The 20,276-nt window shown below is 65.9% G+C and carries 22 protein-coding genes; 10 read left to right on the plus strand and 12 right to left on the minus strand.

From position 1 onward, the window contains the following. Positions 1-26 precede the first annotated feature (26 nt). The 6 genes from EZM81_RS01630 (at position 27) to EZM81_RS01655 (ending at position 7,621) form a co-directional block, all read left to right on the plus strand. Complete coding sequence (locus tag EZM81_RS01630) at positions 27-905, plus strand: LysR substrate-binding domain-containing protein (RefSeq protein ID WP_136644538.1); 879 nt, start codon at positions 27-29, stop codon at positions 903-905. Positions 906-953: 48 nt separating this feature from the next. After that, complete coding sequence (locus EZM81_RS01635; protein WP_135446889.1) at positions 954-1,859, plus strand: MoxR family ATPase; 906 nt, start codon at positions 954-956, stop codon at positions 1,857-1,859. Positions 1,860-1,861: 2 nt separating this feature from the next. Further along, positions 1,862-3,112 carry a VWA domain-containing protein gene (locus EZM81_RS01640; protein WP_136644539.1) on the plus strand — a complete coding sequence of 417 codons (1,251 nt, stop codon included), beginning with the start codon at positions 1,862-1,864 and terminating at the stop codon, positions 3,110-3,112. 145 nt (positions 3,113-3,257) lie between these two features. Continuing rightward, entirely contained in the window at positions 3,258-5,543 is a 2,286-nt protein-coding gene (locus tag EZM81_RS01645; protein ID WP_136644540.1) for an OmpA family protein, read from the plus strand. Positions 5,544-5,639: 96 nt separating this feature from the next. Then, on the plus strand, positions 5,640-6,626 hold the full coding sequence (locus EZM81_RS01650; RefSeq protein ID WP_136644541.1) for an XdhC family protein: 987 nt from the start codon (positions 5,640-5,642) through the stop codon (positions 6,624-6,626). Beyond that, complete coding sequence (locus EZM81_RS01655) at positions 6,626-7,621, plus strand: molybdopterin-binding protein (RefSeq protein ID WP_136644542.1); 996 nt, start codon at positions 6,626-6,628, stop codon at positions 7,619-7,621. Before EZM81_RS01650 ends, EZM81_RS01655 begins: the two co-directional genes overlap by 1 nt. A gap of 49 nt (positions 7,622-7,670) precedes the next feature. Here EZM81_RS01655 and infC read toward each other — a convergent pair whose 3' ends face one another. Continuing rightward, positions 7,671-8,210: a translation initiation factor IF-3 gene (infC, locus tag EZM81_RS01660; RefSeq protein WP_135447421.1), complete on the minus strand. Its 540-nt coding sequence runs from the start codon at positions 8,208-8,210 to the stop codon at positions 7,671-7,673. Between the two features lie 213 nt (positions 8,211-8,423). Between infC and EZM81_RS01665 the strand changes: the two genes are divergently transcribed. Next, positions 8,424-8,873, plus strand: coding sequence for a hypothetical protein (locus EZM81_RS01665; RefSeq protein ID WP_135446879.1), 450 nt, complete (start codon positions 8,424-8,426; stop codon positions 8,871-8,873). A gap of 84 nt (positions 8,874-8,957) precedes the next feature. Here the strand turns inward: EZM81_RS01665 and EZM81_RS01670 are convergent, their stop codons facing one another. The 5 genes from EZM81_RS01670 to EZM81_RS01690 all read right to left on the minus strand — a co-directional run bounded on the left by EZM81_RS01670 (position 8,958) and on the right by EZM81_RS01690 (position 12,974). Continuing rightward, entirely contained in the window at positions 8,958-9,788 is an 831-nt protein-coding gene (locus EZM81_RS01670) for a ferredoxin--NADP reductase (protein WP_136644543.1), read from the minus strand. A gap of 62 nt (positions 9,789-9,850) precedes the next feature. After that, positions 9,851-10,252, minus strand: a complete 402-nt coding sequence (locus EZM81_RS01675) for a DUF934 domain-containing protein (RefSeq protein WP_136644544.1) — start codon at positions 10,250-10,252, stop codon at positions 9,851-9,853. Then, the gene (locus EZM81_RS01680; protein ID WP_136644545.1) at positions 10,249-11,001 is read right to left on the minus strand and encodes a phosphoadenylyl-sulfate reductase; all 753 of its coding nucleotides are present in this window, start codon (positions 10,999-11,001) and stop codon (positions 10,249-10,251) included. Before EZM81_RS01680 ends, EZM81_RS01675 begins: the two co-directional genes overlap by 4 nt. Beyond that, entirely contained in the window at positions 10,991-12,661 is a 1,671-nt protein-coding gene (locus tag EZM81_RS01685; RefSeq protein ID WP_136644546.1) for a nitrite/sulfite reductase, read from the minus strand. The genes EZM81_RS01680 and EZM81_RS01685 overlap by 11 nt, the downstream gene beginning before the upstream one ends. A gap of 7 nt (positions 12,662-12,668) precedes the next feature. Then, on the minus strand, positions 12,669-12,974 hold the full coding sequence (locus tag EZM81_RS01690; protein ID WP_136644547.1) for a DUF2849 domain-containing protein: 306 nt from the start codon (positions 12,972-12,974) through the stop codon (positions 12,669-12,671). A gap of 142 nt (positions 12,975-13,116) precedes the next feature. On the opposite strand from EZM81_RS01690, the gene EZM81_RS01695 reads away from it, so the two are divergent. Then, positions 13,117-13,578, plus strand: a complete 462-nt coding sequence (locus EZM81_RS01695) for an Lrp/AsnC family transcriptional regulator (RefSeq protein WP_135446866.1) — start codon at positions 13,117-13,119, stop codon at positions 13,576-13,578. 260 nt (positions 13,579-13,838) lie between these two features. On the opposite strand, the gene EZM81_RS01700 is transcribed toward EZM81_RS01695, so the two are convergent. The 6 genes from EZM81_RS01700 to ssb all read right to left on the minus strand — a co-directional run bounded on the left by EZM81_RS01700 (position 13,839) and on the right by ssb (position 18,190). Further along, complete coding sequence (locus EZM81_RS01700; RefSeq protein WP_136644548.1) at positions 13,839-15,020, minus strand: cytochrome P450; 1,182 nt, start codon at positions 15,018-15,020, stop codon at positions 13,839-13,841. Continuing rightward, on the minus strand, positions 15,020-15,952 hold the full coding sequence (locus tag EZM81_RS01705) for a DMT family transporter (RefSeq protein WP_136644549.1): 933 nt from the start codon (positions 15,950-15,952) through the stop codon (positions 15,020-15,022). Before EZM81_RS01705 ends, EZM81_RS01700 begins: the two co-directional genes overlap by 1 nt. 59 nt (positions 15,953-16,011) lie before the next feature. Further along, positions 16,012-16,752 carry a triose-phosphate isomerase gene (tpiA, locus tag EZM81_RS01710; protein WP_135446860.1) on the minus strand — a complete coding sequence of 247 codons (741 nt, stop codon included), beginning with the start codon at positions 16,750-16,752 and terminating at the stop codon, positions 16,012-16,014. An 82-nt stretch (positions 16,753-16,834) separates the two neighbouring features. Next, the gene (locus EZM81_RS01715) at positions 16,835-17,194 is read right to left on the minus strand and encodes an iron-sulfur cluster assembly accessory protein (RefSeq protein ID WP_136644550.1); all 360 of its coding nucleotides are present in this window, start codon (positions 17,192-17,194) and stop codon (positions 16,835-16,837) included. Between the two features lie 60 nt (positions 17,195-17,254). Further along, positions 17,255-17,608: an SUF system Fe-S cluster assembly protein gene (locus EZM81_RS01720; protein ID WP_135446856.1), complete on the minus strand. Its 354-nt coding sequence runs from the start codon at positions 17,606-17,608 to the stop codon at positions 17,255-17,257. A gap of 69 nt (positions 17,609-17,677) precedes the next feature. Continuing rightward, a complete protein-coding gene (gene ssb, locus EZM81_RS01725) occupies positions 17,678-18,190 on the minus strand; it encodes a single-stranded DNA-binding protein (protein ID WP_136644551.1) in 513 nt (170 codons plus the stop codon). A 250-nt stretch (positions 18,191-18,440) separates the two neighbouring features. On the opposite strand from ssb, the gene EZM81_RS01730 reads away from it, so the two are divergent. Both EZM81_RS01730 and EZM81_RS01735 read left to right on the plus strand, forming a co-directional pair. Further along, positions 18,441-19,031: a lytic transglycosylase domain-containing protein gene (locus EZM81_RS01730; protein ID WP_136644552.1), complete on the plus strand. Its 591-nt coding sequence runs from the start codon at positions 18,441-18,443 to the stop codon at positions 19,029-19,031. Positions 19,032-19,381: 350 nt separating this feature from the next. Further along, the gene (locus EZM81_RS01735; protein WP_136644553.1) at positions 19,382-20,272 is read left to right on the plus strand and encodes a metal ABC transporter substrate-binding protein; all 891 of its coding nucleotides are present in this window, start codon (positions 19,382-19,384) and stop codon (positions 20,270-20,272) included. The last annotated feature ends 4 nt before the right edge of the window (positions 20,273-20,276 follow it).

The following is a 20,276-nucleotide window of genomic DNA, read 5'->3' on the forward strand; positions in this document are numbered from 1 at the left end:
CCTGCACGGGTTCATGAGGGAAACTCATAATGCTGCCCCGCCGCTACCTGCCGCCGATCCCGGCCCTCATGGCGCTCGAGGCCGTCGATCGCCTCGGCACCGCCTCCGGGGCGGCACGCGAGTTGAACCTGACACAGGGTGCGATCAGCCGCGCGCTGCAAGGGCTGGAAAGCCAGCTCGGCGTGCCGCTCCTGATCCGCGAACGCCAACGCCTGCAGCTGACGCCGGCGGCGCGGGACTATGTGAACGATGTGCGCAAGGCCCTGCATCTGCTGGCCTCGGCCTCGGTCACCCTCAGGGCGAACCCGATGGGAGGGTCGCTCAACCTCGCGATACTGCCCGCCTTCGGGATGCACTGGCTTGCCCCTCGCCTTGCGCGCTTTGCCCAAAGCCACCCCGAGGTGACGGTGAACCTGTCCACCCGCCTGCGCCCTTTCGATTTCGCTGGCACGACCTTCGATGCCGCCATTCACTACGGGCGGCAGGACTGGCCGGGTGTGGCTTACCTCAAACTCATCGACGAAGCGGTGATCGCTGTCGCCGCGCCGGGTCTGGCAGGGCTGACCCACGCGACGGACATCCTGTCTCATCCGCTTTTGCAGCTGGAAAGCCGCCCGGGCGACTGGGGGCGCTGGCTTGCGCATCACGGCCACCCGGGGCACAGGCCGACGGGCATGATGTTCGACCAGTTCGCCACGCTGATCCAGGCCGCGATCCACGGCATGGGGCTGGCACTGGTTCCGACTTTCCTGATCGGGCGCGAGCTGGACGAGGGCCGGCTGGTTCCCGTCTTCGGCCCGCCCGTCGCTGCGCTTGGCAGCTACTATCTGGTCTGGCCGCAGGCCGGCCCCGACCGGGCGCCCCTGCGGTCGTTCCGTGACTGGCTGGCCGCTGAAACGGCTTGACCCTTGCGCAAGGCCCGGACAACCTGCCGCGACGGCCAGGAGGAACGATTGACCGCCATTCCCAGAGACATCGACGGTGTGGAAGCCTTGCTTGCAGGGCAGGGCTATGTCGCATCGCGCGCGCTGGCGACGGTGGTGTTCCTGGCGCTGAAACTTGGGCGTCCGCTTTTTCTGGAAGGCGAGGCAGGGGTCGGCAAGACGGAAATCGCCAAGACGCTGGCCTCCGCCCTGGGCCGCCGGCTGATCCGCCTGCAATGCTACGAGGGGCTTGATGCGGCTTCTGCCGTTGCCGAATGGAACTTTGCCGCACAGATGATCGCCATTCGCACCGCCGAGGCCACGGCCGACCGCGACACGCTGCAATCCGAGCTGTTCACCGAACGCTACCTGATCGAACGCCCGCTTCTTGCCGCCATGCGCCCCCAGCCCGGCGGCGCGCCGGTTCTTCTGATCGACGAACTAGACCGCACCGACGAACCCTTCGAGGCCTTCCTGCTGGAGGCACTGTCGGATTTCCAGGTGACCATCCCCGAACTTGGCACGATCCGGGCGCCTGAACCGCCCATTGTCATCCTTACCTCGAACCGCACGCGCGAGGTGCATGATGCTCTGAAACGCCGCTGCCTGTATCATTGGGTAGATTATCCCGGCTTCGATCGCGAACTTGCGATCCTGCACGCCCGCGTGCCCGAGGCCCAGGCGCAGCTTTCGCGCGAGGTGGTGGCCTTCGTCCAGCGCCTGCGCTCGGAAGACCTGTTCAAGAAACCGGGCGTGGCCGAAGCGATCGACTGGGCGAAATGTCTGCTGGCGCTGGATGTGATTGCGCTTTCGCCCGAGGTGATCGCCGACACGCTGGGCGCGATCCTGAAATACCAGGATGACATCGCGAAGATCCAGGGCGCCGAGGCCAGGCGCCTGCTGGACGAGGTCAGGCGCGAACTGGCTCCGGCCTGAGCATGGCGAGCTACGCCCAGCTTGACCTGCCCGAGGACGGCAAGCTTGCCGAGAACCTGGCCCACTTTGCCCGCGCCCTGCGCAAGGCGGGATTGCCGGTCGGTCCTGGTCGAACTCTGGACGCGGTGCGCGCCGTGGCGGCAGCGGGCTTTGCCCGGCAGGAGGATTTCTTCCACACCCTGCAGGCGGTCTTTGTTTCCCGACCCGAGGAACGCGCAACCTTTGCCCAGGTGTTCCGCCTGTTCTGGCGCGACCCGCGCTACATGGAACACATGATGAGCCTCATGCTGCCGCAGATCCGCGGCGTGCAGGAGGATCGCGCCGCCCAGGCCGCCGAAAAGCGCGCGGCCGAAGCGCTGCTGGACGGGCAGTTGCCGCCCATGCCCCAGACCGGCGAGGCGCCTGAACAGATCGAGATCGACGCCACCGCCACCCTGTCGGCCGAAGAACGGCTTAAGACCCTCGACTTCGAGCAGATGTCGGCCGAGGAGATCGCCGCAGCCAAACGGATGCTTGCGCGTCTTTCGCTGCCCGTGCCGCCACTGAGGATCCGCCGCACCGCGCCTTCGGCCCTGACCGCCCGGATCGATGCCCGCCGCACCCTGCGTCAGGCGCTGCGCCACGGAGGAGAGATCGCCAGCCTTGCCCACAAGGCCCCGGTCACGCGGTGGCCGAACCTTGTCGTGCTGTGCGACATTTCAGGGTCGATGACTGACTACAGCCGGATGGTGCTGCACTTCGTTCATGCTGTGGCCAACCGCAAGGGGCAGGGCTGGGCTAAGGTGCATGCCTTCACCTTCGGCACCCGGCTGACGAACATCACCCGCCACCTGCGTGCGCGCGACGTGGATGCCGCGCTGAAGGCAGCCGGGCAGGAGGCGCAGGACTGGTCGGGCGGCACACGCATCGGTCAGTCCCTGCATGTGTTCAATCGTGACTGGTCGCGCCGCGTGCTTGGGCAGGGGGCGGTGGTGCTGTTGATCACCGACGGGCTTGACCGTGACGATGCGGGGGTTCTGGCAAAAGAGGCCGAGCGTCTGCACCTGTCCTGCAGAAGGCTGATCTGGCTGAACCCGCTGCTGCGCTGGACCGGCTTTGCCCCGAAGGCCGCCGGCATCAGGGCGCTTCTGCCGCATGTGGACAGTTTTCGCGCAGGCCATTCCATTGCCTCGCTGGAAGCTCTGGGTCAGGCGCTGTCCGACCCCGGTGACCGTGGCCTGCGCGACAGGCTGCTGGCACGGATGCATGACTAGGCGCGGGCTTGCGCAGCGGTTATCCTGTTGCAGGGCCTTGCTATGGCATATCAGCGCCTGGCTGCCTTAATTGGTCGGGCCGGGCTTTGACGGGAACGATGCAGGTCTGCTGCATTGCCGGCATGGCCCTTCAATGTGAGGAACGATGATGAGAAAGCTTCTGATTTCCACGACGGCCCTGTCGGTCGCCATCAGCCCGGTGGGCACCATGCCCGTCCATGCACAGGTGCTGAACGACGATGGCTCTGTGACCGGGCCGGACGGGTCGGTGCTGTGCGTGCCTACGGCCGAGGCGCCCTGCGATCTGGAGGCCATCATCGAATCCCTGAAACAGGCCGAGGCTGCCGCGGCCGAGGCTGCCGCCGCCCAGGCTGCCGCAGAGGCAGAGGCAGAAGCGGCCGCCCGGGCCGCCGAGGAGGCCGCAGCACAGGCCGCCGCCCAGGCGCAGGCCGAGGAAGAAGCCCGTGCTGCGGCCCAGGCGGAAGCCGAAGCGCGTGCCGCGGCAGAAGCGGCGGCGCTGGAAGCCGCCCTGGCCGAGGAACAGGCCCGCGCCGAAGCGGAAGCCGCCGCCAGAGCCGAAGCCGAAGCGGCGGCGCAGGCGGCAGCAGAAGCTGCGGCACAGGCGCAGGCCGAAGCCGAAGCCGCCGCCCGGGCGGCCGAGGAAGCAGCTGCCAAGGCAGAAGCCGAGGCTGCCGCCCAGGCCGCCGCCGAGGCCGAAGCTGCCGCCCAGGCCGAGGCCGCAGCGCAGGCGCAGGAAGAAGCCGAGGCTGCGGCAGCCGCACAGGCCGCCCTGGAAGCCCAGATGCAGGCCGAGGCCGAGGCTGCCGACCGGGATGCGGCCGAAGCTGCCGCACAGGCGGAAGCAGAGGCCGCCGCACAGGCGGAAGCCCCTGCCGAGGCCGTTGTCGAAGAAACTGTGCCTGATGCACCGGCCGAAGGGGTGATCGTCGAACAGGCTGCGCCCGAGGCCCCGGCAGAGGAGGCGGTCGTTCAGGAAGCGGCGCCCCAGGCTCCGGCCGAAGAGGCGGTTGTCGAACAGGCGACATCCGCACCTTCTGACGAGGGGATCGTCAACCCGGCCACTGGCGAGATCATCGATCCGGCAGTCGCGGCGGCCGCGCTGGCGGCGGCCGAGGCCGAACTGAAGACCGACGCGTCGGGGCAGCTCATCGATCCGGCGGCAGGCCTGAAGGTGGCAGAACAGGAACCCGTTGACATTACCCAGGCGGTCGATGCCCCTGTCGTCACCGAGGCCGAGGTTGAAAGCTTGACACAGCTTCTGACCTCAGATCCGACTGCGATCGAACCCGAGGCGATCGCCGCTGCGGCAGCTGTCGCGGCGGCGCCTGCCGAAGGCGCCGCTCAGACGATCGACGGCACGGTGCCCCCGATGCTGGCTCCGGCGGATCCTGCGGCGGTGGTCGCGGCCGTGACCGAAACCATTGCGCCGGATGCCGTGCGCAGCTCGGCCCAGGAATTCGCCGCGCCGCCCGTGGCCCTGTCCGGCGGCAAGAAAAGTGGTCTGTCCGACCTTGAGAAGGCGGGCCTGCTTGTGCTGGGCGCGCTGGCGGTTGGCGCGATCATCAAGTCGGCCAACAACGAACGCGAAGAGCGCCGCGTCGTTTCGAATACCGGAGACCGGGTGATTGTGCTGCGGCCGGATGGCACCTATCAGGTGCTCAAGGACGACGACACCGTGATCCGTCGCCCGGGTTCGACCGTGCGGACAGAAACCTTCAAGGATGGTTCGACCCGCACCATCATCGAACGCGAGGATGGCACTCAGGTCGTGACGATCCGCGACGCGACCGGCCGGGTGCTGCGCCGCGCGACCTATGACCGGCTGGGCCGCGAGATCATCCTAATCGACGATCTGGTCCGCGAAACCCCGGTTGTGGTGCGCGACCTGCCAAAGCCGGGGCGCAGGATCGTGATTTCGCCGAATGACAACGATGCGGCGCTGAAGCGCGAGCTGGCCGCGATCGAAGCGGAGCGGGCAGGTCGCAAGTTCAGCCTGCGCCAGATCCGCGAGATCCCGGAAGTGCGGGCTCTGGCGGCGGTGATTGATGTGCCCAACATCACCTTTGCGACCAATTCCTCGGTCGTGGCGGCCTCCGAAGCACGCAAACTGGCCGATCTGGGCCGGGTGATGCAGCGGCTTCTGGAGGTGAACCCTGGCGAGGTCTTCCTGATCGAAGGCCATACCGACGCCACGGGGCCGGCCGCGCTGAACCTGGCGCTGTCGGATCGGCGGGCAGAATCGGTGGCGCTGGCACTGACCGAATATTTCGGCATTCCGCCCGAGAACATGGTCGTTCAGGGCTATGGTGAAACCGAGCTGCTGATCGACACCCAGGCGAACGAGCCCCGCAATCGTCGGGTCGAGGTGCGGGTCATCACGCCGCTGATGCGCACCGCGCAGCTTCGCTGATCCTGGCCGAACCGGAATGGCGCCGCAGAGAGCCCACTCTGCGGCGCTTCCTTTTCTGCCGGCCCTTGCGCATACTTCGGCCCGAGGAGAACCCGCATGACCCAAGCCGCGCATGACCAGATTCCCGAAGCAGCGCTTGCCTGGCACCGGCAGGGCAAGGGTGCGGCGCTGGCGACCGTCGTGGAAACCTGGGGATCGGCCCCGCGTCAGGCGGGTAGCCAGCTGGCAGTGTCGGGTGCGGGCGAGATGGTCGGCTCGGTCTCGGGCGGCTGTGTCGAAGGGGCAGTGGTGACCGAGGCGCTGGAGGCGCTGGAAGACCGAAAGCCACGCCTTCTGACCTTTGGCGTCAGCGACGAGACCGCCTTTGCTGCGGGACTGGCCTGCGGTGGCACGATCCGCGTGCTGGTAGAGCCGGTGGGCGAAGGGGCCGAGGCCCTGCCCGAATCGCTGCTGGCCGATCTGGTCGCCGCGCGTGCGGCATCCCGCGCCGTGGCGCTGGTCACGCGGCCCGAGGGCTGGTACCGCGCGCTGGTGGCCCCCGGCCAGGATGCGGCGGTCGATGCACGGCTGAAATCCGACCGCTCGGGGATGGAGGAGGACGGCCGCTTCATTGCCGTTCACAACCCGCCGCTGCGGCTGATCGTGGTGGGTGCGGTGCATATCGCCCAGCCGCTGCTTTCCATCGCGCGCGCCTGCGGCTATGTGCCAACCCTGATCGACCCGCGCGCTGCCTTCGGGTCGCAGATGCGGTTTCCCGGCGAGACGATCCTTGACGACTGGCCCGACGAGGCGTTGGCCCGACTTGCCCCCGATGGTCGTACGGCCATTGTCACCCTGACTCACGACCCCAAGCTGGACGACCCCGCGATCCGCTTTGCCTTGCGTTCGCCCGCCTTCTATCTTGGCTGTCTGGGTTCAAGGAAGACACATGCCAAACGGCTGGACCGCCTTGCCGCGGCGGGTTTCTCGCCTGACGAGATCGCGCGGATCCATGCGCCAGTCGGCCTGGATATCGGCGCCCGGACGCCTGCGGAAATCGCGGTGTCAATCATGGCGCAGATTACCCAGACCCTGCGGACCTGATGTATTTCGGCCCTGTCCCGCTTGCCGTGGCCGAAGGTGCGATCCTCGCCCATTCCGTGGCCGTGCCCGAAGGCCGCCTGCGCAAGGGGTGCAGGCTGGGCCCGGCAGAAATCTCGGCCCTTGCCGCGCTTGGCCTGACCGAGGTCATCGTCGCGCGGCTTGGCCACGAAGACATGGACGAGGATGAAGCCGCCCTTGCCGTGGCCGAAGCACTGGTGCCCGATCCGGCGGCGGCGGGACTGCGGCTGAAACCGGTAGGCACCGGCCGCGTGAACCTTCATGCCACCGCCGCCGGCGTGGTGGAGGTTCTGCCCAATCTTGTGGATGCGCTGAACGCGGTCGATCCGATGATCACCCTGGCCACCGTGCCGCGATGGCAGCGCGTGGCCGCGGGCGAGATGGTCGCGACAGTGAAGATCATCGCCTACGGTGTGGCGCGCGCTGCCGTGGCGGCAGCTTGCGCCGCCGGTCGCGGAGCGCTGCGGCTTCACCCGGCGCGGCTGTCGTCGGCCATTCTGATCCAGACCGTGACCGGCGCCGATGACGGCAGCAGCGGCCACCGTGCCATCCAGTCGCGGCTTCAGGCGCTGGGGGTTGAGATGTGGCCCAAGCGCCTGGTGCCGCACCGCGAGGCCGATCTTGCCGTAGCCCTGGCCAGTGCTGCAGGGGCGGAGTTGATCCTGCTTCTGACCGCTTCGGCGACCTCTGACCTGAATGATGTCGCACCCGCAGCGCTGCGTTGCGCCGGTGGAAAGGTCGAGCGCTTCGGGATGCCGGTCGATCCGGGAAACCTGCTGTTCCTGGGCAGCCTGGACGGTCGCCCGGTGATAGGCCTGCCAGGCTGCGCCCGCAGTCCCGCACTGAACGGGGCGGATTGGGTGATGGAGCGGGTAATCTGCGGGGTTCCGGTGACCGGAGCCGACATCGCCGCAATGGGGGTGGGGGGGCTGCTGAAGGAAATTCCGCAGCGCGGCCGGCTGCGCGAGGCGAAATGAAAACGGGGGCAGACTGCCCCCGCACTGCTTCGCACTCAGGCGGCGCGGCTCATTTCGGGGCGACCATCATCACCATCTGACGGCCTTCCAGCTTGGGCATAGACTCGATCTTTCCGGCGTCGCCCACGTCGGCGGCGACCCGGTTCAGCAGTTCCAGCCCAAGTTCCTGGTGCGCCATCTCGCGCCCGCGGAAGCGGAGCGTGACCTTCACCTTGTCGCCTTCCTCCAGGAACTTCAGCACGGAACGCATCTTCACGTCATAGTCATGCTTGTCGGTGCCCGGCCGGAACTTGATTTCCTTGATCTCGATGATCTTCTGCTTCTTGCGCGCTTCGGCCTCGCGCTTCTGCGTCTCGTACTTGAACTTGCCGAAGTCCATGATCTTGCAGACCGGCGGGACGGCATTCGGCGAAATCTCGACGAGGTCAAGTCCGGCCTCCTCGGCCATCTGCAGGGCTCGTGCCGGGGTCACCACACCGACATTTTCGCCATCCGCCCCGATCAGGCGGATTTCCGGGGCGCGGATGCGGTCGTTGATGCGCGGGCCGGTTTCGCGTTGCGGCGGGGCGTTGTGGGGTCTGCGGGCTATGGTGGTGGTCCTTCGTGCTGTTGCGTTGTGCGCGCGCAATCTAGACCCGAGCGCCTCGCCCTGCAACCCGGCAACCCAGTCCAGAAGCCGGATTTTCCGCAGCTTGCAGCCGATTTCCCTGTTCTCGGGCGGGGGCTGCCCTTTCAATTCCGGGTCCAAGCTGCCATATGACCCGCATCCGGGCCAGAGGCTCCGGTCAAAGGAGTATTTGACATGAACAGAACCGTAATCATCGGCGCCATCGTCGTCCTTCTGGCTGCGGGCGGCTATTACCAGTTCAGCTACAAGCCCGCTCAGGAGGCCGCCATGGCCGAAGAGGCGGCTCGCAAGGCCGCAGAAGCCGCCGCAGCGGAAGCTGCCGCCGCCGAAGCTGCCGCTGCCGCCGCTGCTGAAGAGGCTGCAAAAGCTGCCGCTGCCGCGCAGGCCGAGGCCGAGGCCCAGGCTGCCGCCCTGCAGGCGCAGCGCGAAGCCATCAGCAACCTGGCGCAGACCGCGCTGGATCCCAACGCCTTCAATCCCGATCAGGCGCGGGAGATGATCGATCAATCCTGGCTGGAACAGGCCGTGAAGGACCAGCTCAAGACCGCCATTGATGCGGCCGCGACCAATCCGGCTCTGGTGCCGGAGGTGATCGCCCAGGTTCGCGCCGCGCTTGGTCTCTGATCGGAAGCAACCGATGCAACGGCAAAGGGCCGCGGGGATTCCCGCGGCCCTTTTCGTTTTTGTCATCGGCAAGTTGCGGCGAACCTAGATCCCGTCGCCGACGAAAGCCTTTTCCACCACGAATTCCTTCGGATCGCTGTTGGCGCCTTCACGCAGGCCAAAGCCTTCGAGAATCGCTTTAACGTCGATGTTGAAGGCAAGGCTGCCGCAGACCATTGCGCGGTCCTCGGCGGGATTCATCGGCGGCAGGCCGAGATCGGCAAAGACCTTTCCCGAGGCAAGGTTGTCGGTCACCCGCCCCATGTGATGGAAGGGCTCGCGCGTGGTGGTGGGGTAGTAGATCAGCTTGCCGCCCACCATCTCGCCGATCAGCGGGTCATCCTTCAGGCTTTCCACCAGCTGCCGGCCGTATTCCAGCTCGGCCACCTCACGGCAGGTGTGCATCATGATGACCTGATCGTATTTCTCGTAGGTCTCGGGTTCGCGCATCAGGCTCGCGAAGGGGGCGATGCCGGTGCCGGTGGCCAGGAACCAGATCCGCTTGCCGGGCAGAAGCGCATCGTGGACCAGTGTGCCCACGGGCTTTGGGCGCAGGATGATCTCGTCCCCCGGCTTGATGTGCTGGAGCCGGCTGGTCAGCGGGCCGTCGGGCACCTTGATCGAGTAGAACTCCAATTCCTCGTCCCAGGCCGGCGAGGCGATGGAATAGGCCCGCAGCAGGGGTTTGCCCTTGTCGTCCAGAAGCCCGATCATCACGAACTCGCCAGAGCGGAAGCGCAGCGACTTCGGCCGGGTCACGCGGAAGGAAAACAGCCGGTCGGTCCAGTGCTTCACGCTGGTCACGGTCTGGGCATCGGGCAGATGCGGTTTGGCGGCGACGGGGCTTGCTTCGGTCATCAGGCTGATTTCGGTCATGTGGATCGATCCGGCCCTAGACCGGCTTTCCTTTTTTAGCGTTGATTCAGATCAGGCGGAAGTCAGGCGCGCAGCCGCGCCTGATAGTGATGCGCCTGCCAGTCGGCGCGGAAGCGCCATTGCGCCTCGGGCTGGCGCGCGGCGAGTTCGTCGGGGATCTCGGCCCCGTCGAAGCCCACCCGGCGCAGCATCGCATACTGGTCGGCGATCACCGGACCCAGCGCCAGCAGTTGCCCGCGGTAGCCCATCTCGCGCAGGCGGCGGGCAATGGTGAAGGCGCGGCCGTCGTTGAAGGCGGGGAAGGCCACGCGGATCAGGCTCAGCCGGTCGAGATGCCCGGCCAGCGCCGCCGGATCGTCGGTGTTCGTCAGGTCCACCGCCGCCTGGTCGGTCAGATCGGCAAGGCCCACGACCTCGCGCTCGGGTGCCGGGGCAAAGCCCGCATCGGTCACGATCACGCTCATGCTGCGTTCTCCTTCGGGGTGCGCACGGCCTTGCCGTTGATGAAATGGATGCCGCATTCGGTCTTGCCCTGGCCCCGCCAGCGCCCGGCGCGGGGATCCTCTCCGGGCTTTACCGGGCTCGTGCAGGGCGCGCAGCCGATCGAGGGATAGCCTTTTGCCACCAGCGGATGCCGGGGCAGGCGGTTTTCGACCATGTATTCCTCGATGTCCTCGCGGCCCCAATGCGCAAGCGGATTGACCTTGATGCGGAAGTCCCCCTCGTTCTCGAAGAAGTCCAGTGTCCCGCGTTCCGCGTTCTGGAACCGCTTGCGCCCGGTGATCCAGCCGTCGAAGGGCGCGAGCGCGCGTTCCAGCGGCTCCACCTTGCGCACGGCGCAGCAGGCGTCGGTGTTGAACTGGTGCAGGGTCCCGTCCGGGTCCTCGAAGCTGACCCGTGCCGGATTGGCCCGAATCGTGCGGATGTCGCAGAGGTTCAGCTTCTCGGCCAGTTCCCGTTGATAATCCAGCGTTTCCTGGAACAGCATCCGGGTGTCGATGAACAGCACCGGCGTTTCCGGAGCGATGACGCTGACCAGATGCAGAAGCACGACCGACTCTGCCCCGAAGGAAGAGACAAGCGCGACCTGGCCCAGGTCTTCGTCGTTCAGTGCATGTTCCAGCACGGCGGTCGCCGAGTGGTGCTTGTAGCGCGCGTTCAGCGCCGCGACACGCTCGGCAACCGGGCCTTCGTGGCGCCCGTCACGCGGCATTCCGTTCCCCTTCGGCCTCGTAGAGTGCGGCCTTGAACGGTTCCATCCCGACCCGGCGGAAGGCTTGCAGGAAGGTTTCCGACGGCTTCAGTCGCAGGTCCAGATAGGCACGCAGGATGCGTTCGATGGCGGGCACGATCTCGTCATAGGCAAAGCCCGGGCCGGTCTTTTCGCCGATAACCGCGTCCTCGGTGCCGTCGCCGCCGAGGGTGATCTGGTAGTTCTCCACCCCCGCACGGTCGAGGCCGAGAATGCCGATATGGCCGACATGGTGATGCCCGCAGGCGTTGATGCAGCCGGAGATCTTGATCTTCAGCGGGCCGATCTCGTGCTCCAGCTTCAGCGCCTCGAAATGGGTGGCCAGTTCCTGCGCCACGGGGATCGAACGGGCGGTGGCCAGCGCGCAATAGTCCATGCCGGGGCAGGCGATGATGTCGGACAGAAGGCCGACATTGGCGGTGCCGAGTCCGGCCTTGACCAGCGCCGCATGCAGCGCCGGCAGGTCGGACTTATGGACATGCGGCAGGATCACGTTCTGTTCGTGGCTGATCCGCAGGTCGGAATGACCATATCTTTCAGCAAGATCGGCGATGAGCCGCATCTGGTCGCTGGTCGCGTCGCCCGGCGTCTGGCCATGCGCCTTCAGGCTGATGGTGACGATGGCATACTGGTCGTTGCGGTGCCGGGTCAGGTTGGTGTCGGCCCAGGCGCGGAAGACCGGATCGGCCTTGTAGAATGCGTCATAGGCATCGGTCGGCGCGTTGCGGAAGGCAGGGGGCGCGAAGGCCTCGCGGATCTCGGCCAGCAGTTTCCGGTCCGCGCCGCCGAACTGGGCGCGCAGCTCTGCAAAGCGCGCCTCGATCATCTCGGTGATCGCTTCGCGGCCGGTCTCGTGCACGGTGATCTTGATGCGCGCCTTGTACTTGTTGTCGCGGCGGCCAAGCGTGTTGTAGACGCTGAGAATTGCCTCGACATAAGGCAGAAGGTCCGCCTCGGGCAGGAAGTCGCGGACGGTGACGCCGATCATCGGGGTCCGGCCAAGGCCTCCGCCGACGATGACCTCGAAACCGGGCTCACCCGCCGCGTTGCGGACCATCCGCAGGCCGATGTCATGCGCCTTGGTCACGGCGCGGTCGTTGGGGCTGCCGGTGATGGCAATCTTGAACTTGCGCGGCAGGAACTGGAATTCCGGGTGGTCGGTGGACCATTGCCTCAGAAGTTCGGCGTAGGGGCGGGGGTCGGCAATTTCGTCGGCGGCGGCACCCGCGAAATGGTCGGCGGTGACGTTCCGCACGCAGTTGCCCGAGGTCTGGATCGCGTGCATCTGCACATCGGCCAGTGCCGAAAGGATCGCGGGCACGTCCGGCAGTTTCGGCCAGTTGAACTGGATGTTCTGCCGGGTGGTGAAATGGCCATAGCCCTTGTCCCAGGTGTCGGCGATGTAGGCCAGCTGCCGCATCTGCCGGGGCGAAAGCGAGCCGTAGGGGATCGCCACACGCAGCATGTAGGCGTGAAGTTGCAGGTAAAGCCCGTTCATCAGGCGGAGCGGGCGGAATTCTTCCTCGGTCAGGCTGCCGTCGAGGCGGCGTTCGACCTGCTGGGAGAACTGTGCGACGCGGGCACGCACGAAGGCTTCGTCGAAGTCGGAATAGGAATACATGCCTGCCTCACTGCGCCAGATCGGCCTGCTTGCCGTGCGGATAGTTGGATGGGCCGCGGGTTCGGAAGACTTCGCGGAAATGGGTGGGTTCGGGCCCGTTTGGGCCGGGACGGGCATCGGCAAGATAGGCCCCGACCACGACCAGCTTCTGGGCATTTGCATGCAGAAGCCGCATCTGGGCATGGGCCTCGTCCTCGATCAGCTCGGCCTCGTGGTGGAACGGCGACCAGCGGTCATCTGCGGTCAGATAGACCACATCGCCTTCGCGCAGCAGGTTCGCGGTGACAACCTTGGGGGTGAAGCGGCGGCTCATCAGGGGCCTCGGGAACTGAAAACCTGTCCGGAATATAGAATAAATTCCCTCTTGGGGACCAGATACCCTTGCAGATAAGGACATCTGTTCCGATAATCCACAAAATGATGGCGTGTGTTCCGGGAATGGGAGGAAATCAGGGATGAGTGCCGCGCTGGACGATCTGGACCGGAAAATCCTGTCCGAACTTCAGGCTGATGCCGAGCAGTCGCTAGACGAGATCGCCCGCAAGGTGGGCTCGTCCAAGACGCCCGTCTGGAACCGGATCCGCAAGATGCGCGAACAGGGGGTAATCACCCGCACCACGGCAATCCTCGACCCCGAGTCGCTGGGGCTCGAGGCCTGTTTCTTCGTCCTGATCCGCACCTCCGAGCACGAGGCCGAATGGCAGCGCAAGTTCCTGAAGGCGCTGAAGGAACGCCCCGAAGTGCTGGAGGCACACCGGCTGGCTGGGGACATCGACTATATCCTGAAGGTGCGGGTGAAGAACGCACGGGCCTATGACACCTTCTATCAGGCGCTCATTTCCGAAGTGAAGATCTACAACGTGACTGCTCTGCTGAGCATGGAGGAGATCAAGTCAACCACCGTGCTGCCCATATAACCGGTGCGGGGGACGGGCGCGCCGTCGGCGCAGATCCTGTTTGTCGCTTCTGGCCGTTCCGGCCAACCGGCTTGTGCGGCGGGAGTTTCACACCCCCGCACCCCAGTGGGATACGTGGGATATTTGTGCAGAGAGGAAGGGGCCTTCCTGTCCGCACAGATATCCCGGTGAGCGCGAGGTGGCAGCACCCGTCGTTCCAGATGAGGAGGCGCAGGCCGACGACAAGACGCATGGCTTGCGGCGCAAGCCGCGCAATCAGGTCAGCGCCGGACGCGCAGCGCACGAAGGCCGTGGAAGTGATAGACGTCGGCATATTCCGGCTTCCCGGTCAGGCGCAGGCCGGGATGGCGCGCGAAAAGGATTGGCAGGGCAATTTGCAGTTCAAGCCGGGCGAGGGGGGCACCGACGCAGAAATGCAGACCCGCGCCGAAGCTGACATGCGGTCTGACCGGTCTTGCGGGCAGAAAGCGATCGGGGCTGTCCCATGCCCCGGGGTCGCGGTTTGCGGCTGCAAGCAGCAGGCCTACCTGGTCGCCACGGCGGAATGTGTGGCCCATGACCTCGACATCCTCGTAGGCCCAGCGGGTGAACATGTGCAGCGCCGGGTCGAAGCGCAGGATTTCCTCGACCGTTCCTTCCACCGCGTCCGGCCCCAGTGCCGAAGCCGGTGTGCCGGTTTCCAGCAGCACCTTCACCCCGTTGCCGATGGTGTGGACGGTCGCCTCGTGGCCGGCGTTCAACAGCAGGATGCAGGTGGTGATCAGCTCGTCCGTTGTCAGCTTTTCGCCCTCCATCTCGGCGGCGATCAGCTGGGTGATCAGGTCGTCGGCCGGCCGGGCGCGGCGCTGTTCGACATAGCCGCGCAGGAAGGCGACGAAATCTACGGTCGCGGCCACGGCGCGGTCCTCCATATCGCGCGTGCGGCCGGCCATGTACATGCCGACCATCGCGTTCGACCAGCGCAGCAGGTCGGGAGCCATGACCTCTGGCACACCCAGGAGACGCGCGATGATGCGAACGGGCAGCGGCTGGGCGAAGGCTTGCAGAAGGTCGAACTCGCCCTCCGGGAAGGCATCGGCAAGCTCGTGCGCAAGGGCCGCGATCTCGGGCCCAAGGCCGGAGATCCGGCGCGAGGTAAAGGCGCGCAGGACGAGGTTGCGCAGACGAGTATGGCGGGGAGGCTCGAGTTCCAGCATGGAATGGGCCTCGACCGCGTAGAAGGGGGCGAGATGCGGCGGGATCGGCTGCTGCTTTTCCGGGGGCACTTCGCGGCCAAACCGGCGGTCGCGGAAGATCGCGTTCACGGCGGCCGCATTGCCGGTACAGACCAGACTGTAGTCCTGCCAGTGGAAGAAGGGCCCGGCAGCGCGGGCGCGTTCGTAGAACGGGTAGGGGTTCTGGACGAAGGCGGGGTCGGTCGGGGATTGCGTCAGTGTCTGCATCAGGGGGCTCCGGTCGTGGTCCAGCGCTGGCCGATCAGTCCCTGGGCTATCAGTGCACCGGCAACGACGATGCCGGCGCCCAGCGTCTGCAACCAGTTCCACGGGCCGCCCAGCAGGAAGACGATCAGCATGGTATAGAAGGGCACCGCGTTCATGTGCATCGAGGCGGCGCCAATGCCGATCCGGCCGACCGAGACGATCCACAGAAGTTGGCTGATCGCCATGGAGCCGATACCGAAGATCGCAAGGCCGGCAAATTCTGCCGGACCGATCGCCTGCCACTGGGGCCAGTTGTCGCGCAACAGCCCATCCCCAAGCGCCGCAATCAGCGCCACCACGGCGCAGCCGGCCACCGTCACCGTGCTGCGGCCAAGAGGCGAAAGGTCCGGCAGGGCCTTCACCGTCTCGCGCGAGCCCCAAGTGTAGCACAGGACCGACGCCAGCGCGGCCAGAACGCCGATGCCGAAATCAAGGTTGCCCTCGGTGCCCGAGACCGCGATCAGCCCGCCCGCGACCGAGAGCAGCAGCCCCAGGGCAAGCGCCCGGGTAAAGGGGCGCCTGTCTGCCAGGCATTCCAGCAGGATGCCGGCGACGGGCATCACGGCCGTCACGATGGCCACGGTGACCGGATCGTTGAACTGCAGCGCGATGATGACGAAGAAGGATGCAAGGCCCAGGGTGACGAAGCCCACCCAGGCGCCGGTTCGCCAATCGGCCCGCAGAACCGTGTTGCGGCCCTCCCACAGCCACCAGACCGGCAGCAGGACCAGCGCGGCCAGCGTCGCCCGCCCCGCGGTCAGCGCGATGGGCGGCATGTGCGGGATGATCAGGTTCGCTGCAGGCAGGCCCGCGGCCCAGATTGCCATCGAGGCCAGACAGATCAGGTTCGCGGCAAGAAGCGCGCGTTGCGCGCCGGGGGAAATGGCGGTCATCGGCACAGGCTATCCTCGGGTGCGGTGCGGGCTGATCTGTCCGCGACGCGCGGATGTCGTCAGGCGGACAGGGCCGCGACAATCGCACCGAAATCGGCGGCTTTCAGACTTGCGCCCCCGACCAATGCGCCATCGACATGCGGAACGGCAAAGATATCCGAAGCGTTCGAGGGCTTGACCGAACCGCCGTACAGCAGACGCACGCCTGCAGCCTCATTCCCGATCAGGCCTGCCAGGCGGTTGCGCAGGAAGGCGTGAACCTCGGCAATCTCGTCCAGTGTCGGCGTGCGGCCGGTGCCGATGGCCCAGACCGGTTCGTAGGCGATGACCAGATTCGCCGCCGTCGCGCCCGTGGGGAACGACCCGTCAAGCTGACCCCCGATCACGTCGAGCGTTCGGCCCGCATCGCGTTCGGCCTCGGTCTCGCCGATGCAGACGATTGCGGTCAGCCCTGCCGCAAGGGCGGCCTCGGCCTTGGCTTTCACCAGGGCATCAGTCTCGCCATGGTCGGTGCGGCGTTCGGAATGGCCAAGGATCACATGGCTTGCCCCCGCATCGGCCAGCATGGCAGCCGAGATGTCGCCAGTATGTGCGCCTGAAGCCTTCGGGTGACAGTCCTGCCCTCCGACCTTCAGCGCGCTGCCCCGCGCCATGTCGGCCATGCGGGAGATCAGTGTGGCAGGAGGGCACAGAAGCATCTCACAGGCGGGTGCGGGATGAGTGGCAATCAGCGTTCGCACCTCGCCCAGGGCGGCCGCAGTCCCGTTCATCTTCCAGTTCCCGGCGGCGAGCTTCTTCATCGCATGATTCCCCTGTTGCCTTGCGCGGGCCTGACCCGCGTGGCGACAGGAAAAGCCCATCGGGGCCGGCAGGGTCAAGGGGTCAGGCGGCCGAAGTGTCGCGGAACTTGATCGACTCGCCGCAGCCACAGGCCTCGACCACGTTCGGATTGCGGAAGGTGAACTTCGATTCCAGCAATGACGTCTCGTAGTCGATCTCGGTCCCGATCAGGAACATCTGCGCCATGGGTGCGATCATCACACGGGCGCCGTCCTGTTCGACCACCTCATCCAGCGGATTGATCGTGTCGGCATATTCCATCGTGTATTCCATGCCCGCGCAGCCGCCCTTCTTCACGCCGATGCGCAGACCCTTGTGACCGTCTCGCTGCATGAGGCGCGCGATCTGGCGGCTGGCTGCGGGGGTCAGGGTGACGGCGGCTTTTCCGGGAATGCCGAACATCTCAGATCCTTTCGATGATCCCGCAAGGTAATCCCGCCGGGGCAGCCGTTCAAGGCCGCGTCACATGAAGCCCAGTTCCAGCCGCGCCTCGTCGGACATCATGTCCATGCCCCAAGGCGGGTCGAAGGTCATGTGCACATCGACCTGCTTGACGCCCGGCAGGGGTTCCACCGCATCGGCAACCCAGCCCGGCATTTCGCCCGCAACCGGACAGCCTGGGGCGGTCAGGGTCATGGTGATGTCCACCTCGTTCTCCGGGCTGATCTCGATCGTGTATACAAGACCCAGGTCGAAGATGTTCACCGGGATTTCCGGGTCGAACACGGTCCGGCAGGCTTCAACGATCTGCGGATACAGCGGATGGTCGGTGGTAGAGGGCTTGATCAGCGGCTTGCCCTCGATCTGGTCCTGCATCGTCCTCGCCCCATCATGGGTTGTTGAGCGATTATATAGGGAATCGCCCCGTCGAGGTCCAGAGCCTGCCTAGAACGGGATTTCGTCGTCCATGTCGGACCGTCCCCCACCGCCTGCGGGACCGCCGAAGTCACTGCGCCCGCCCTGCGATCCGCCGTCATAACCGCCGCTGCCGCCCTCGTCATAACCACCGCGGTCGTCGTATCCGCCGCCAGAGCCACCCCCTTCGCCACGGCCGCCCAACAGCGTAAGGTTCCCGGAATACGGGCGCAGAACGATTTCGGTCGTATATCTGTCCTGGCCGGACTGGTCCTGCCATTTCCGAGTTTCAAGCTGACCCTCGATATAGACGGTGCTGCCCTTGCGCAGATACTGTTCGGCGATCTTTCCCAGCGCCTCGTTGTAGATCGCGACCGAATGCCATTCGGTACGTTCCTTACGCTCGCCCGTGTTGCGGTCGCGCCAAGTTTCCGATGTTGCGATGCGCAGGTTGACCACCTTGCCGCCGTTCTGGAAGCTGCGCACCTCGGGGTCGCGGCCGAGGTTGCCGATGAGTATGACCTTGTTGACCGACCCCGCCATGCGATTCTCCCTGATCCGGCTTGCCACGGTCAGTGTCGCCGCAGCCTGGTTAACGAACTTATACCGACGCCAGAGGCGGCTGCAACTCGGCTTGCGTCGGTCCGTTTGCGATGCGGGTGGCACCAGGCATCCGCATCTTCGGCCACCCGGGCGGATTCGCGGCTGGAAAAGTCTGGACAATTCGCTATAGTCCGCAGGTCTGCAACTTGACGGGAACGGGCTCGTGAAGGGTTTCGGAACATCATTGGTCATGATCGCAGCAATCGGCGCCCTTGGGGGGGAACTCTTTGCCGCAAAGGCCGAGGGTCTGAAGCTTACCAGCTCGACCAAGTCGCGAAGCGCGATCTTCGAATCGCAGGCCAGGCTGATCGACGAGAGGCTTTCGAAACAATATAGCGGGTCGGTCAGGCTGACGCCGAACTATAAGAAGGGCGACGCCGTGGCCGCCGGAGAGGCGGTGCCGAAATTCCGCGGCAGCTACAAGGGCAAGTATCTGGAGGTCGCAAAGGCCGCCGCGCGCAAGCATGGCGTGCCCGAGGATCTGTTCCTGAGGCTTGTCCAGCAGGAATCGGGCTGGAACCCGTCGGCAGTAAGCCACAAGGGGGCGACCGGTCTTGCGCAGCTGATGCCGGGCACGGCACAGAAACTGGGTGTCGATATTGATGATCCGCACCAGAATCTTGAAGGCGGCGCGCGCTATCTGCGGATGATGTATGACCGCTTCGGCAGCTGGCGCCTGGCTCTGGCGGCATACAATGCGGGCCCCGGGGCGGTGGAACGCCACGATGGCATTCCGCCTTACGCCGAGACAGAGAATTACGTGAAGGCGATCCTGGGCTAGGCAGCATCCAGCTGGCGATCCGGTGGGCGCAGGTTGGATTGCCGCGCCGGTTCGCCGGCATGTCGCGCTTGGCGCTTGCGTTTCGTGCGCGCCGCAACGCAGAGGCGACGTTGTCCCTTGCCCGCCAGGCCTTGCCACAGACCCATCCGCCTTGGCGCAGCGACCAACGCCGCCAGACGGCCCGGCGCCCTTGGCGGTCTCTGTGCGCGAGACATTTCAGGACGCACCGCACGTCCCGCCGAATTCGGAATGGTGTTATCGGAATGACGGGGCCCTGCCAGACGACGTGCCTTGCCTTGCCTTCTTGCAAATGCTTCTCATTTACAGTCTAGTATTGCAAGAGGAACCCGATGTCCTGGCCCCGTCTTGCCCTGATCGCCGCCCTGGCCCTTGCCGCCCTGCCGGCCAGGGCCGAGGACCGCCTGAAGGTCGTCACCACCTTCACCGTCATCGCCGACATGGCACGCAACGTCGCGGGTGAGGCTGTCGAGGTCGTCTCGATCACCAAGCCCGGGGCCGAAATCCACGGATATGAACCCACCCCGCGCGACATCGTGGGGGCCTCGGACGCCGATCTGGTCTTGTGGAACGGGCTGGGGTTGGAACGCTGGTTCGAGCAGTTCCTGAAAAACCTGGGCGAGGTGCCGTCGGCCACGCTGAGCGACGGGATCACGCAGATCCCGATATCTGCTGGCGACCACGAGGGCCGCGCGAACCCCCATGCCTGGATGAGCGTGGATAACGCGCTGATCTATGTGGACAACATCGAGAAAGCCCTGTCCGCCGTCGATCCTGCCAATGCGAGCACCTATGCCGCAAATGCCCGGGCCTACAAGGCCCGGCTGCGCGACGTGCTCGAGCCGCTCAGGGCACAGATCGTCGCCCTGCCGGAAGACCGCCGCTGGCTTGTCACCTGCGAGGGCGCCTTCAGCTATCTCGCCCGCGATCTGGGGCTGAAGGAGCTTTACCTCTGGCCGATCAACGCCGACCAGCAGGGCACGCCGCGCCAGGTGCAGGCGGTGATCGACGGGGTGCGCAAGCATGCCATTCCTGCCGTATTCTGCGAAAGCACCATCTCTCCCGCACCCGCCGAACAGGTTGCACGCGAGACCGGCGCAGCTTTCGGTGGCGTTCTTCATGTGGACAGCCTTTCGGCCGCAGATGGTCCGGTCCCGACCTACCTGGATCTTCTGCGGGTTACCACCGAAACCATCGTCCGGGGGCTGACAGCGGCGGAATGAGGCA

Origin of the sequence: Tabrizicola sp. YIM 78059 (assembly GCF_004959785.1) — a bacterium.
In the GTDB taxonomy this organism is placed as follows: Bacteria; Pseudomonadota; Alphaproteobacteria; order Rhodobacterales; family Rhodobacteraceae; genus Tabrizicola; species Tabrizicola caldifontis.